The 13,370-nt window shown below is 69.0% G+C and carries 16 protein-coding genes; 9 read left to right on the top strand and 7 right to left on the bottom strand.

Annotated elements, in window-relative coordinates; all coding sequences use genetic code 11:
• Positions 1–17: 17 nt before the first annotated feature.
• Positions 18–998, bottom strand: coding sequence for an AAA family ATPase (locus ABIC50_RS29620; protein WP_105831977.1), 981 nt, complete (start codon positions 996–998; stop codon positions 18–20).
• Between ABIC50_RS29620 and ABIC50_RS29615 the strand changes: the two genes are divergently transcribed.
• From ABIC50_RS29615 to ABIC50_RS29575, 9 genes are all read left to right on the top strand, one after another.
• Positions 949–1,269 (top strand): hypothetical protein, encoded by a 321-nt coding sequence (locus tag ABIC50_RS29615; protein WP_354168525.1) that lies wholly within the window; start codon positions 949–951, stop codon positions 1,267–1,269. The two genes, ABIC50_RS29620 and ABIC50_RS29615, sit on opposite strands and share 50 nt — an antisense overlap.
• A gap of 146 nt (positions 1,270–1,415) precedes the next feature.
• The gene (locus ABIC50_RS29610) at positions 1,416–1,904 is read left to right on the top strand and encodes a hypothetical protein (RefSeq protein WP_354168434.1); all 489 of its coding nucleotides are present in this window, start codon (positions 1,416–1,418) and stop codon (positions 1,902–1,904) included.
• A gap of 5 nt (positions 1,905–1,909) precedes the next feature.
• Positions 1,910–2,725 carry an endonuclease/exonuclease/phosphatase family protein gene (locus ABIC50_RS29605; RefSeq protein WP_126228691.1) on the top strand — a complete coding sequence of 272 codons (816 nt, stop codon included), beginning with the start codon at positions 1,910–1,912 and terminating at the stop codon, positions 2,723–2,725.
• A 90-nt stretch (positions 2,726–2,815) separates the two neighbouring features.
• On the top strand, positions 2,816–3,463 hold the full coding sequence (locus tag ABIC50_RS29600) for a LysE family translocator (protein WP_175696899.1): 648 nt from the start codon (positions 2,816–2,818) through the stop codon (positions 3,461–3,463).
• Positions 3,464–3,690: 227 nt separating this feature from the next.
• Positions 3,691–4,461, top strand: coding sequence for a ferredoxin--NADP reductase (locus tag ABIC50_RS29595; protein WP_354168433.1), 771 nt, complete (start codon positions 3,691–3,693; stop codon positions 4,459–4,461).
• A 416-nt stretch (positions 4,462–4,877) separates the two neighbouring features.
• On the top strand, positions 4,878–5,693 hold the full coding sequence (gene rqpS / locus ABIC50_RS29590; RefSeq protein WP_175706465.1) for a quorum system sensor histidine kinase RqpS: 816 nt from the start codon (positions 4,878–4,880) through the stop codon (positions 5,691–5,693).
• Positions 5,694–5,700: 7 nt separating this feature from the next.
• Positions 5,701–6,357, top strand: a complete 657-nt coding sequence (rqpR, locus tag ABIC50_RS29585) for a response regulator transcription factor RqpR (protein ID WP_006751915.1) — start codon at positions 5,701–5,703, stop codon at positions 6,355–6,357.
• Positions 6,358–6,577: 220 nt separating this feature from the next.
• A complete protein-coding gene (gene bcaP / locus ABIC50_RS29580; protein WP_175657084.1) occupies positions 6,578–7,978 on the top strand; it encodes a branched-chain amino acid transporter BcaP in 1,401 nt (466 codons plus the stop codon).
• A 226-nt stretch (positions 7,979–8,204) separates the two neighbouring features.
• Positions 8,205–9,230 carry an XdhC family protein gene (locus ABIC50_RS29575; RefSeq protein ID WP_175657085.1) on the top strand — a complete coding sequence of 342 codons (1,026 nt, stop codon included), beginning with the start codon at positions 8,205–8,207 and terminating at the stop codon, positions 9,228–9,230.
• Between the two features lie 104 nt (positions 9,231–9,334).
• On the opposite strand, the gene ABIC50_RS29570 is transcribed toward ABIC50_RS29575, so the two are convergent.
• The 6 genes from ABIC50_RS29570 to fliE form a co-directional block, all read right to left on the bottom strand.
• Positions 9,335–10,069, bottom strand: coding sequence for a PepSY-associated TM helix domain-containing protein (locus tag ABIC50_RS29570; RefSeq protein WP_354168431.1), 735 nt, complete (start codon positions 10,067–10,069; stop codon positions 9,335–9,337).
• A 265-nt stretch (positions 10,070–10,334) separates the two neighbouring features.
• Positions 10,335–10,655 carry an EscU/YscU/HrcU family type III secretion system export apparatus switch protein gene (locus tag ABIC50_RS29565; RefSeq protein WP_165752180.1) on the bottom strand — a complete coding sequence of 107 codons (321 nt, stop codon included), beginning with the start codon at positions 10,653–10,655 and terminating at the stop codon, positions 10,335–10,337.
• Positions 10,652–12,013 (bottom strand): flagellar hook-length control protein FliK, encoded by a 1,362-nt coding sequence (gene fliK / locus ABIC50_RS29560; protein ID WP_354168429.1) that lies wholly within the window; start codon positions 12,011–12,013, stop codon positions 10,652–10,654. The genes ABIC50_RS29565 and fliK overlap by 4 nt, the downstream gene beginning before the upstream one ends.
• 73 nt (positions 12,014–12,086) lie before the next feature.
• Positions 12,087–12,419, bottom strand: a complete 333-nt coding sequence (locus ABIC50_RS29555) for a flagellar protein FliT (RefSeq protein WP_105831984.1) — start codon at positions 12,417–12,419, stop codon at positions 12,087–12,089.
• Positions 12,416–12,850 carry a flagellar export chaperone FliS gene (gene fliS / locus ABIC50_RS29550; protein WP_105831985.1) on the bottom strand — a complete coding sequence of 145 codons (435 nt, stop codon included), beginning with the start codon at positions 12,848–12,850 and terminating at the stop codon, positions 12,416–12,418. Before fliS ends, ABIC50_RS29555 begins: the two co-directional genes overlap by 4 nt.
• Positions 12,851–12,999: 149 nt before the next feature.
• Positions 13,000–13,344 (bottom strand): flagellar hook-basal body complex protein FliE, encoded by a 345-nt coding sequence (gene fliE / locus ABIC50_RS29545; RefSeq protein WP_006761724.1) that lies wholly within the window; start codon positions 13,342–13,344, stop codon positions 13,000–13,002.
• Positions 13,345–13,370 lie beyond the last annotated feature (26 nt).

Below are 13,370 nucleotides of genomic sequence, written 5' to 3'. Positions count from 1 at the left end.
AACCGTGCGCCGCCGCCTCAGAACCCGATCGGTCGGCGCTTAGCGGCCCCCTCGTCGGCGCGGATGTCGGACGGCGCGATCACGTCGCGGCCGTCGAGCCGCGCGGCGCCGAACGCATGCAGCAGCGCGCGGCGCATCGTGCGCGGCGGCGTCGCGGCGAGCACGTCGAGCGCGTCGTCGTCGAGCGTGTCGGGGAAGCGCTGCCCCCACGCGTGCGACGTGCGGATCTCGTCGTAGATCGTCTGCGCGATCCGTCGCGCGCCGGCCGCATCGGGCGGCGCGATCTCGTACACGTTCATCCGGTTCAGCAGCGGCTCCGGAATCGCCTGCGCTTCGTTCGCGGTCGCGATCCAGATCACGTTGCCCGCATCGATCGGCACTTCGGCGAATTCGTCGACGAACGCGCGCGCCGTGTCGTGCTCGAGCAACGCGTACAGCGCGCCGAGCGGATCGTATTGCGCGTCGCTGCCGGCCTTGTCGATCTCGTCGACCGCGATCACCGGGTTCGCGTAGCTACCGTTGACGAGCGCCTCGAACACCTTGCCGGGCTTCGCGTTCTTCCATTGCGACGACGCGCCCGACAGGATCCAGCCGGCCGTCAGCGAACTCATCGGCACGTAGTGATACGCGGTGCCGAGCAGCTTCGCGAGCGCCTTCGCGAAATGCGTCTTGCCGATGCCCGGCGGCCCGAGCAGCAGGATCGGCATCAGTTCGAGCCGGTCGTCGGTCTCGAGGCACAGCGCGACCTGCTTGCGCACGTCGTCGAGCGGCTCGGTGAAATTGGGCAGCGCGTCGCCGAGTTCGTCGAACGACGGCATCCGGTTCGGCTTCACGCAAAAGCGCAGATTGCCCGTCTTGAGCATCCGCTCGTAGGTGGCGCGCAGTGCGTCGCTCGCGCTCTCGTTCAAGTCGTTGAGCGCGGTCTCGACCTGCTCGAGGTCGTACACCGTGCTGAAGGATGCCACCGCCAGTTCCTGTTTCACCATCGCCGTCGTCATACCAACCTCGCTCCTGCTGCCATCACACGACCATCAGACACGACCATCAGACCCTTACGATTTCAGTGTAGCGATCCCGCATCGGCGCGCAAGCAAGCAGCCGTCCGACACTGCTGCTAACACCGCGCGTGCACTGCAGCGTCGCGCCGCGCGGCGTATCATCGATGATTCACCGGCCATCGCGCCGGTCTGGCTACGATCCGGACACGAGCGAAAACGCTTCGTCGTCGAGCCCATGAGCGTCGCCAAGTTCGCGCGCCTTTTCGCTTGAAAACGCGTGACGCGCACCTACCTTTCTATCAGGACCGGATCGTGCTGCGAACCCGCGGCGACGCGTCCTGTCACACGACCGTCCAAATCGATCGGGCGTAAGATGTGCGTCCATTCCCCGCTACCCCGCGTTTCCGGAGAAGTTTCATGCTGAAACACGGCCTGGCCGTCCTGCTCGCGAGCGTCGCGCTCGCGGCCCATGCGCAGAGCCCCGCACCGGCCGCCGTCGCATGGGAGATCCAGGTGGTGCGCGACGGTCAGACGATCGACACGTTCCAGCAGCGCACCACCGTCGGTCAAACCCGCACCGACACCCATCGCTACCCGTCCGCCGTGCCCGTCGGCTGCAGCAATGCCGCGCGCGTCGTGCCGACCGAGCGCTCGCGCTCGGTGACGGTCGCGCCGCTCGCCGTCGACGACGCCGCGCACACGGTGTCGCTTGCGCTCGACGTGCAGGAGACCCTCGACGACGAAAACGCGACGCGCAGCGATCCGTGCGTGCCCGCATCGCCGCGGCAGATCGTCGCGAGCCATCCGGGGCTGTCGGTCGGCGGCGACGCGTGGACCGACTGGACGCTCGTCGAGCAGCATCCGCATCTCGTCTACCGCGTGCGTGCGCACGTCGCGAAGGACTGAGCGCCATGTCCGCCGACGCCCTGTCCCTGCCGTTCGCCGAACCGCACGCCGCGCCCGACGAAATCACCGCGGTCAGCTGGAACCTGCACAAGGGCCGCTCGCCGCTCGGCTTCACCGCGTGGAACGCGATGCGCAACTGGATGCAATCGACGCACGCCGACGTGTATTTTCTGCAGGAAGCGATGGCGCGCCGCATGCCGCGCCCGATGCTGGCAACCGGCTTCGGCGCACCGATCGACGACGCGGTCGACGACGTGTGGCACTGCCAGGCCACCGAGATCGCGCAGGCGCTCGACTGGCAGATCGCGCTCGGGCCCAACGTGTTCAAGCCGTCGTGGCGGCATGGCAACGCGATCCTGTCGCCGCATCCGCTCGACCTCGGCGGCCGCTGGGACATCTCCGCGCACCGCTTCGAGCGGCGCGGGCTGCTGGTCGCGCGCGCGACGCTCGCCGGTTCGCGGCCCGTCACGCTGCTGTGCGCGCACCTCGCGCTCACGCGCGCCGCGCGGCTGCGCCAGATGCACTGGATCGCGCACTGGATCGTGCGCAACGCGGGCGACGACCCGCTCGTGCTCGCCGGCGACTTCAACGACTGGCGCAACGATTCGGTCGCGTTGTTCGGCGAGATCGGAATGTCCGAGGTCGCGACGCTGCTCGGCCAGTCGGGCCGCACGTTCCCCGCGTTCTCGCCGGCGCTCGCGCTCGACAAGATGTTCGTGCGCGGGCTGACGCCCCTCGAATGGCAGGCACCGTCCGGCGAAACCGCGTGGTTGTCGGACCACCTGCCGTATATCGCGCGGCTGCGGCTCGATCCGCGGTGATGCACTGAGGCCCTTGAAGACCTGACACCGCAAGCGCGGTTGCACGGCGCGCGCTACAGTAGTGCTTTGCCCGCCTGCCACCCCGCCGCGATGAACTACCTGCCGATCCTGCTGCAAATCGCCGTCGTCTATCTCGTCGCGGCGATCACGCCCGGCCCGAACTTCTTCATGATTTCGCAGTTGTCGCTCGCGGGGCGGCGCAGTCTTGGCGCCGCGTCGGCACTGGGCGTGGGCACCGCCTCGATCGCGTGGGCGACGCTCGCGATGCTCGGCCTCGCGGCCGTGCTGCACCAGGTCGAATGGCTGTACGAGACGATCCGGATCGGCGGCGCTGTCTATCTCGTGTATTTCGGCATCAAGCTGCTGCGCTCGGGCGTGCGCCGCGACGCGGCGCCGGCCGACACCGCGGCCGCGAGCGCGCCGCTGGCCGCGCCGCACCTGCGCGACTATCTGCGCGCGTATCGCAGCGGCCTGCTCACCTGCCTGACCAACCCGAAATCGTGCGCGTTCTGGACCAGCGTGTTCGCGGCGATGCTGCCCGCGCACGTGCCGCTGTGGTTCAACGGCGCGGTGCTGGTGACGATCGGCGTGCTGTCGGCCGGCTGGTATTCGTGCGTCGCGTTCCTGTTCGCGAGCCCGCGCGCGCAGCGCGGCTACCGGCGCGTGCGGCGTCCGCTCGACGCGCTGTGCGGCGTCGCGCTCGTCGGTCTCGGCGCGAAGCTCGCGGCCGATCGTTGAAAGCTCGCTGAAATGATTCGTTGCGCCAAATCCGCGCAGCCGGGCGGGTCAAGCCCGCATCTGTCCCAAGCAGGGTAAAATAACCAGTTCCTCAAACGTCTGTCATCGAGAAGGCGCGTGTCCGACGCGCCGGCCGGCCGATCCGCGATCGGGCCGACGCACTCGGTTTTTTTGCCCGTTTTTGGGCCCGTTACACGCGTTCGCTACGCGCGTCCGTTTTCAAAGCCATGAGCAAATACGACACCGCCACCGTCCAATCCGTCCATCACTGGACCGACACGCTGTTCAGCTTCACCTGCACCCGTGAGCCGAGCCTGCGCTTCAACAACGGCGAATTCACGATGGTCGGCCTCGAAGTCGACGGCAAGCCGCTCGCGCGCGCCTACTCGATCGTCAGCCCGAACTACGAAGAGCACCTCGAATTCTTCAGCATCAAGGTCCAGAACGGCCCGCTGACGTCGCGCCTGCAGCACCTGAAGGTGGGCGACTCGGTGCTGATCGGCAAAAAGCCGACCGGCACGCTCGTCGCCGACAACCTGCTGCCCGGCAAGACGCTGTGGATGCTGTCGACCGGCACGGGCCTCGCGCCGTTCATGTCGATCATCCGCGATCCGGACATCTACGACCGCTTCGACAAGGTCATCCTGACGCACACCTGCCGCCTGAAGGGCGAGCTGGCGTACATGGACTACATCAAGCACGACCTGCCCGGCCACGAGTACCTCGGCGACATCATCAAGGAAAAGCTCGTGTACTACCCGACGGTCACGCGCGAAGCGTTCGACAACGAGGGCCGGATCACCGACCTGATCGCGACGGGCAAGCTGTTCACGGATCTCGGCGTGCCGGCGTTCTCACCGGAAAACGACCGCGTGATGCTGTGCGGCAGCACCGCGATGCTGAAGGACACGACCGACCTGCTGAAGCAGGCCGGCCTGATCGAAGGCAAGAACAGCGCACCGGGTCACTACGTGATCGAGCGCGCATTCGTGGACTGATCGATCCCCGAATTTGTGCGGCATCAAGAAACCGGAGCAAAAGCTCCGGTTTTTTTTCGTCCCCACTTGGCGAATTCGTAACAAACTGCGACCATCTAATCTCAAATAGTTACATTTTGATACGGGCGGGCCCGGTGCTTTCGTGTCGGTGTTTTTCCTACAACAGGTTCGTTCCGATTATTCACATTTACCCTTAAATGTCCGCCCGGCATGACTTTTCCAGATTTTTTGAGATATGATTCGGCCGGCGCGGTTGCGGTTCGGATGGTCGTTGAAGGGTCGGAATCAAACGTTACAAGATGTAACTTTTGTTACCTCGGCCCGGGGCGACTCTCTGGCGGCGGCCGCGATCGAAACGGCAGCCAACCCACGCAGCCAGCCGGTGTGTGAATCGCTTTCTGACAGCAGGGAGAGTCATGGATACGTCGCTCAACGCGCCCCCCGGCGCCCACGCCCCGTTCCCGTCGCGGCCGCTCGTGCACAGCCGCGCCGCGGCCGCACCCGTGGCCGAAACCCTCCCCAAGCGCGACGCCTCCGCCAGCCGGATTGCGACGCTGTCCACCCAATTGATGGCAGCCGACGAAGCCGCCCGCCGCCATCTGGCCGGCGAGTTGCATGACGGGCTCGGCGCCGAACTCACCGCCGCCCGATTCGCGCTCGCAAACGTTCAAACGTGGCTGCCGGCCGATGCGCCCGAAGGCTGCCTGCGCGCGCTGGAACTGGCGCAGCAGGCACTCGACGCCGCGACCGATGCCAACCGCCGCCTGATCGACGAGCGCGACACGCCGGCGCTCGACGGCGGGCTCGTCGGTGCGCTATCGGCATGGGTCGACAGCCACGCGGCCCGCACCGGCCTGCGCACGAGCTTCGTCTGCGCGGCCGACGCACGGCTCACGCAGCTGGCCGGCGCAAGCGCGCTTGCGATCTTCCGCGTCGCGCAGGAAGCGCTGTCGAACGTCGCGAAGCATGCGCGCGCGGCGTCCGTCGACGTGCGGATCGACACGGACGGCTCGCATCTGTCCCTGATCGTCACCGATGATGGGACCGGTTTCTCGCGCCGCCGGCGTGTCGGCTACGGACTCGCCGGCATGCGCGCCCGCTGCGAGGCGTTCGGCGGCAGCTTCGACACGCGCGCGCCGGAATCGGGCCGCGGCACGCGCATCACCGCGCGCTTCGCTTGGAACTCGCTGTTCGCGGTGCCGGCCGCCGCGCGCCGCGCGTCGCTTTCGTGAGGTCGCGATGAGCCTGAACATCCTGCTCGTGGACGACCACGCAATCGTCCGGCAAGGGGTCCGCCACCTGCTGATCGATCGCGGCGTCGCGCGCGAAGTGACCGAAGCCGAGACCGGCAGCGATGCGGTGGCCGCCGTCGACCGTCAGACCTTCGACGTGATCCTGCTCGACATCTCGCTGCCGGACACCAACGGCATCGAGTTGCTCAAGCGCATCAAGCGCAAGCTGCCGGGCACGCCGGTGCTGATGTTCTCGATGTACCGCGAGGACCAGTACGCGGTGCGCGCGCTGAAGGCCGGCGCGTCCGGCTATCTGTCGAAGACGGTGAATGCCGCGCAGATGATCGGCGCGATCCAGCAGGTCGCGGCCGGCCGCAAGTACGTGAGCCCGGCGATGGCCGAGGCGCTCGCCGAATACGTGTCGTTCGAGAACGAACCGCTGCCGCACGAGAAGCTGTCCGATCGCGAATACCAGACGCTCTGCATGCTGGCATCGGGCAAGCGCCTCACCGACATCGCGAACACGCTGTCGCTGTCGGTGAAGACGGTCAGCGTGTATCGGTCGCGGCTGCTCGAGAAGATGCGGCTGTCGAACAACGCGGAACTGACGTTCTACGTGATGAGCAACCGGCTCGTCGACATGGCGCCCGCGTCGGGCGCCTGATCCCCCGCATTCACCGAAATCGTACGACGCGCGCCGCGCCGGCCTGCCACGGGCCAGCTGTGGTCGCCGCACGCTGCGCGCAAGCGCTTGTTTTCTCGGACGATTCCGCCGCGCGCCGCTGCACCGCAGCGGGGCTTGCGCGCCAAATCGGCTAAAATTGCGGGTTTTCCTTCTCTCACTCGGCGCCGCTGCGTTCGCGCGCGCTGGAGACTCATCCGCAATGTCCCTCTTCCGCAAGAAAAACGTCGATCGCATGATCGCCGGCGCGCACGGCGCCGGGCTCAAGAAAGCGCTCGGCGCAATCGACCTCACCTTCCTCGGCATCGGCGCGATCATCGGCACCGGGATCTTCGTGCTGACCGGCACGGGCGCCGTTCAGGCCGGCCCCGCGCTGATGCTGTCGTTCGTGATCGCGGCGATCGCGTGCGGCCTCGCGGCGCTGTCGTACGCGGAATTCGCGTCGACGATTCCGGTCGCCGGCTCGATCTACACGTACTCGTACGCGACGCTCGGCGAGCTCGTCGCATGGATCATCGGCTGGGACCTGATGCTCGAATACGGCCTCGCGGCGTCGGCCGTGTCGGTCGGCTGGTCGGGCTACCTGCAGTCGCTGCTGCAGGGCTTCGGGCTCGCGCTGCCGACCGTGCTGACGGCCGCGCCGGGCGCGGTCCCCGGCGTCGTCACGTGGTTCAACCTGCCCGCGTTCCTCGTGATGCTGGTGATCACGACGCTGCTGTCGATCGGCATCCGCGAGTCGACCCGCATCAACAACATCATGGTGTTCATCAAGGTGTCGGTGGTGCTGCTCGTGATCGCGGTCGGCCTGTTCCACGTGACGCCCGCGAACTGGAAACCGTTCATGCCGCACGGCTGGAACGGCGTGTTCGGCGCGGCAGCCGTGATGTTCTTCGCGTTCATCGGCTTCGACGCGGTGTCGTCGGCGGCCGAAGAAGTGAAGAATCCGAAGCGCGACCTGCCGATCGGCATCATCGCGTCGCTCGCCGTGTGCGCGGTGCTGTACGTGACGGTCGCGGCGGTCGCGACCGGCATCGTGCCGGCGGCCCAGTACGCGAACGTGTCGCACCCGATCTCGTATGCGCTGCAAATCGCCGGCGAGAAGTGGGTCGCGGGCTTCATCGATCTCGGCGCGGTGCTCGGCATGCTGACCGTGATCCTCGTGATGAGCTACGGCCAGACGCGGATCATCTTCGCGATGTCGCGCGACGGGCTGCTGCCGGCGATGCTGTCGCGCGTGCATCCGCGCTTCGCGACGCCGTTCCTGACGACCTGGCTCGTCGGCCTGTTCTTCGGGCTGATCGCCGCGCTCGTGCCGCTGAACGTGCTCGCCGAGCTGATCAACATCGGCACGCTCGCCGCGTTCTCGATGGTGTCGATCGCGGTGCTGGTGCTGCGCCGCACACACCCGGAGCTGCCGCGCGCGTTCCGCTGCCCGGGCGTGCCGGTGGTGCCGATCCTCGCGGTCGCCGCGTGCCTGTTCCTGATGCTGAACCTGCAGCCCGTCACGTGGGCCGCGTTCGGCATCTGGCTCGTGATCGGCCTCGTGATCTACTTCCTGTATTCGCGGCACCACTCGAAGCTCGCCCGCGGCCACGCGGACTGACAGCCGGCTGCGACGCGCCGCGTCGCTCCGCTGCAACGGCGCACCCGCCTCGCGGGCGCGCCGTTTGCGTTTGTGGGGCGGCGCGGGCAGCGTGTGCGGGCAGTCTGAGCGGGGCCGCCCGAGCCAGTCCTCCCGATTGCCGCCACCGATCGGCCACGCGTCGGCGCACCGCAAGCAAGCCTGCGGCGGGCGCGTCATAATGCGCCCAATCAATGAGGGAACGGCGATGGAAAGTGTGGATCTCGACGTGTTGAAGTCGAGCGCGCGCTGGCTCGACGAAGGGCGCCGCGTGCTGCTCGTGACGGTCGTGAAGACGTGGGGCTCGTCGCCCCGCCCCGAAGGCGCGATGCTCGCGGTGCGCGAGGACGGGCTTGTGGTCGGCTCCGTGTCCGGCGGGTGCATCGAGGACGACCTGATCGCCCGCGTGCATGCGAGCGGCATCGCGGCCGATGCGCGCCCGGAAGCGGTCAAGTACGGCGTGACGGCCGAGGAAGCGCACCGCTTCGGGCTCCCCTGCGGCGGCACGATCCAGCTCGTGCTGGAGCCGCTCACGCGCGACAGCGGTGTCTCCGCGTTGTGCGCCGAGGTGGAAGCCGGCCGGCTCGTCACGCGCACGATGACGCTGGCGACCGGCCGCGCGTCGCTGTCGCCCGCGCAGGCGACCGACGGGCTCGCGTTCGACGGCGAACGGCTCGTGACGATCCACGGGCCGCGCTACCGGATGCTCGTGATCGGTGCCGGGCAGTTGTCCCGCTATCTGTGCCAGATCGCGGTCGGGCTCGACTACCAGGTGACGGTCTGCGATCCGCGCGAGGAGTACACGGATGCGTGGGACGTGCCGGGCACCCGCGTCGTGCACACGATGCCCGACGACACCGTGCTCGACATGAAGCTCGACGCGCGTTCGGCCGTGATCGCGCTCACCCACGACCCGAAGCTCGACGATCTCGCGCTGATGGAAGCGCTCAAGACGCCTGCGTTCTATGTGGGCGCGCTCGGCTCGCGGCGCAACAACGCGGCGCGGCGCGAGCGGCTGCTCGAATTCGACCTGAACGACGCGGAACTGGCGCGGCTGCACGGGCCGGCCGGCATCTACATCGGCAGCCGCACGCCGCCGGAAATCGCGATCTCGATCCTCGCCGAGGTCACGGCCGCGAAGAACAACGTGTCGCTGCCGACGATCCTGCAGGTCGAGGGGGCGAAGGCCGCCCGCGAGATCGCGGCCAACAACGGCGCGACCTGCGGCCTCTGAGGGCGGCCGGCGCGGGCAGCGGCGCAGGGCCGTCGCGCCGGATGCGCGCATCGCGCGCCGGCACCGGGCCGGCGCGTTTCAACCGTTACGTCAGATACGTTGCCTCAGGCAAGGCCCGCGGCGAGCGCCGCGGCGACCGACCCGACCACCAGCACGACGCCGACCGTGCGGCGCTTGTTCAGCTCCGTCCACAGCAATACGCCCGTCAGCGACAACAGGATCAGCGAACCCGCGATCGTGTCCATCAGCAGCACCCAGCCGAGATTCATGCCGACGCCGCGATGCAGGTTGTTCAGCGTCGTCAGGAACGTGTTGCCGGTGCGCTTCACCGACACGTAGCCGTTGCCGACCCAGTATTCGGCCTGCAGGTTCTGGTGCGGCCCGAACAGGCCCATCTGCCAGTGCTCGGGCTGCATTACGCGCTTGTCGCCCCACGCGACCGGCTGCGCGGGTTCCTTGCGCACACGGCCCGGCCGGCCGTCGAAGTGCAGTTCGTGCTGCAGCCACTTCGTCATCGCCGCGGGCGACTTCGGCGCCGGGTCCGGCAACGCGATCTGCATCTGCTCGACCTGCGGTTCTCCGGTCGAGATCTTCAGCGGCGGCGCACGGTGGTTGAGCAGCACGCCCGTCACGCCGAACAACAGCCCGAGCACCGCGCCCCATAGCCCGACCCAGCCGTGCACCTTGCGCAGCCATTTGATGAAGGTCGCGCGGCGCGAACGCTGGCGGCGCGCCGCCAGTTCGGCGTCGCTCAGCGGACGTGCGGCCGGATGCGGCACGGTGATGTCCGCGGGGGGCATGCCCGCCTGCGGCGGGGCGATCGTTTCGGGCGCGTTCACGCGAGAAGGTCCATTCGTTCAAAGCAACGGGCGACGCACGGAAAACGCGCGTCGCCCGGATAACGTGAAAATGAGAATGGATATCATTACACAAATGACGCGGCGGCTCAATCGGAGCGCGCACGGCGGGCGGCCGACAAATTCAGGTGATGAGCGATGAAGCAGGTGGATTGCGCGCCAATCCCCGGTCATAGAGCGAACATACCGGCGAAATGATTGCGAAAGACCGCGACAGCCGTTCGCAAGAAACCGGGCGGCCGTTTGTTCAGCGGCGCAGCGGCGGCAGTGGAAAGCGCGGCGCGGCGTCGCCCGGCTCGGGCTCGGTGCGATCGAGCGCATACAGCCACGCGAGCAGATCCGCGACGGCCTGGTAAAGCTGCGGCGGAATCCGGTCGTCGAGGTCGACCTGCATCAGCAGCGACACCATCTCCGGCGCGGTATGCACGTACAGCCCCGCATCGCGTGCCCGGGCGACGATCATTTCGGCGACCAGGCCATATCCCTTCGCGACCACGCGCGGCGCGGCATCGCCGCCTTTCGGATCGTAGACGAGCGCGGCCGCGCGCTTGCGGGACGCCATGCTCATCGCGGCGTCTCGTCGTCGGCACCCGGCGTGCCGCCCGGCGCACTGCGCGCATACGCGGCGGCGGCCGCGTGCGCGACGAGCGGGTCGAAGCCGTCCGGTTCGTCGCCGACCGCGCGAATCGACAGTCCGCCGAGCCGCAGCCCCGAACCCTCGAACCGCTGCCGCAGCGCGGCCTCGTGGCGCGTGAGCCGGTCGGCGCCCGCCGAATTCGCGCGCAGCCGCGCGACGAGTTGCGCGCCGTTCAACACCAGTTCCGCGTCGACCGTCCCGAGCGACGGCAGCGTGAGCGTCAGCCGCGTGCGCCACGCGATGCCGTCCCCCGCGTCGTCGCCGCCGCGCGACGCGTGGCCGCCGGAATCGTCGGGCTCGATCGTCCAGTCGAGCCGCGCGCCGGGCCACGCCTCGCCCGCCCAGCGGAACTGGTCGGTCGCCAGCGCATCGAGCTGCTGCCGCACGATCGGCACGGCGGCCGGATGCACGGGAGCAGCCGATGCCTGCGCCTGCGGATCGGCCGACGCGGCGGCCAGTTCGGCGCGCGCGGGCGTCCAGCGCGCGTCGGGATGGTCGCCGAGCGGGTCGGTCGTTCCGGCCGTGCTCGACGCCATGCCCGGCCGAGCGGCCGCCGGCGCGTTCTGCGCGGAAGCGAGCGAGTGCGCAGCCGCACCGCCCGGCGCGGCTGCGCCCGGCTGCACGGCGGTTCGCGCGGCCGCCGGCAGCGGCAGACGCGGCGCGAGCAGTTCGTCGAGCACATCGGGCGCGTCTTGCTGCGCGGCATCCGGGGCCGGCTGCACCGGCTCGGCCGTGAGGCGCGCCTGCGGCTCGCGCATCAGCGCGGCGAGCGGGCGCTGGCCGGCCAGCCACTGCGCGAGATGGGATTCGTAAAAGAGGCCGCTTTCGCTCACGGCCTGCGCGAGCGCCGCGCGCAGCGCGGCGACGGGCGGCGCGTCCGACGCGGCACGCGCGGCCCCGACGTCGGATGCGGGCAATGCAGCGGAAGAAGATGCGACAGACGCAGCAGGACCCGCGGCCGGCCGCGCGTCGAGCGGCACGGCCGCCGCACTCAGCAGCACGGACGGATCGGCCAGCAGCGGCGTGCGACCGGCGATCACGGGCGTCGCGGCCCCGCCCGAGCGCGAGATCGCGTCGAGCACGAGCGCGACGTCGGACAACGCGGTCTGCGCGGATGCCGGCGGCGCGACGGGCGAGCCGCCTGCCGGCGCCGCGGACGATGCGCCGGCGCCGGGCGTGCCGACCTGCGACGCCGCCCCGCCGCCGGCCGACGGCGACACGGTGCCGCTCAGCAGGCTGTCGAGGCGGCTCGCCAGCACGGCGGCCGCAACGGAGTCGATACCGGTCATGATCGGAGCCTGCTCACCTCAGCCACATCGTTGCGAAGCCGGGCGCGGCAACCGCCGCCCCGGCAAACGGGCACTAGCCGCGCGCGCGGTAGAGATCGGTCAATACCTTGGTCGAGCGCCGCGCCTCGAACAGCGCGGACAGCCGCGCGACTTCCGGGCTCGCGAGATCGCGGATCGCGGCGTCGTCGGCGAGGATGCGGCGGATCAGCCCGAGCTTGCGGCCGAGGTCCGATTCGTCGAGCGCGACGCCCGGATCGGCCTCCTTCAGCCCGTCGACGAGCCGCAGGAATTCGTCCTGCAACTCCGGCAGCGCGCTCCAGTCGGCACCGCGTGCCGCGCTCAGCATGCGGCCCGACACGGCCGCGAGCGCCTCGTAGCGGGCGAAGTATTCGGCCTTGAGATTCATCGCGCCGCGTCCGCCGCCTGTTGCGCGGTCATCCGCGCGACTTCGGGGGCGATGCCCGTCCACGCTTCCTCGAGCGTGGCGAGCAGTCCGTCGACCTCGACCAGCATCGCGTCGCTCGCATGCATGTTGGCTTCCAGCAAACGCCGGACGATATAGGCGTACAGCGCATCCAGGCGCCCGGCGATCTCGCCGCCCGCGTCGCGGTTCAACGACGCCTGCAGCCCGCTCTCGACGATCCCGATCGCCTTGCCGATCGCTTCGCCGCGTGCGGGCACGTTGCCCTGCTGCAGGTGCATGCGCGCGAGCGCGATGGCCTGCCGCGCGCCCTGGTACAGCATCGCGATCAGCCGGTGCGGGGAGGCGCCCATCACCCCCGTCTCGACGCCGACACGCGCGTACGCACTGGCTCCAGCGTGTCCTGGGGAAAACATGCGCTTCTTCTCCTTGTGATGCGTTGGCTATGCGGAAGCCGCCGCCCTGCGTTGCACGACGCGGCCTTGTACCGGAGTTATCGGAAGGGAATTGAAAAGCTTTAGGCGCGCGGGCCGCCAGCCCGGCCGCGCCCGGCGTGACCGCTTCGTCACACCGACATCTGCATGATGTCGTTGTACGCGCTCACGAGCTTGTTGCGGACCTGGAGCCCGAACTGGAAGCCGATGTTGGCCTTCTGCATGTCGACCATCACGTCGTTCAGCGACACGTTCGCCGCGCCGACCTCGAACGCCTGCGCCTCGCCGAGCGCGTGCTGCTGGTCGCCGCTGATCTTGTCGAGCGACGCCTTCATCGCGCTCGCGAACGTGCCGGCCGTCGCGGCGCCCGAGCCGGCGAGCGCCGCCGTCGGGCTCGCGACGCCGCCGCCCGCCTGCGCGGCCATCGCCTGCATCTGTTGCAACACCGAACCGATTCCGCTGACGTTGGCAGTCATGCTGTCCCCACACATAAGAGAAGAGA

The organism is Burkholderia sp. 567 (assembly GCF_040545115.1).
Lineage (GTDB): Bacteria > Pseudomonadota > Gammaproteobacteria > Burkholderiales > Burkholderiaceae > Burkholderia > Burkholderia ambifaria.
The sequence above is the reverse complement of the archived record's forward strand: the minus strand, read 5'-3'. Positions and strand labels throughout refer to the sequence as shown.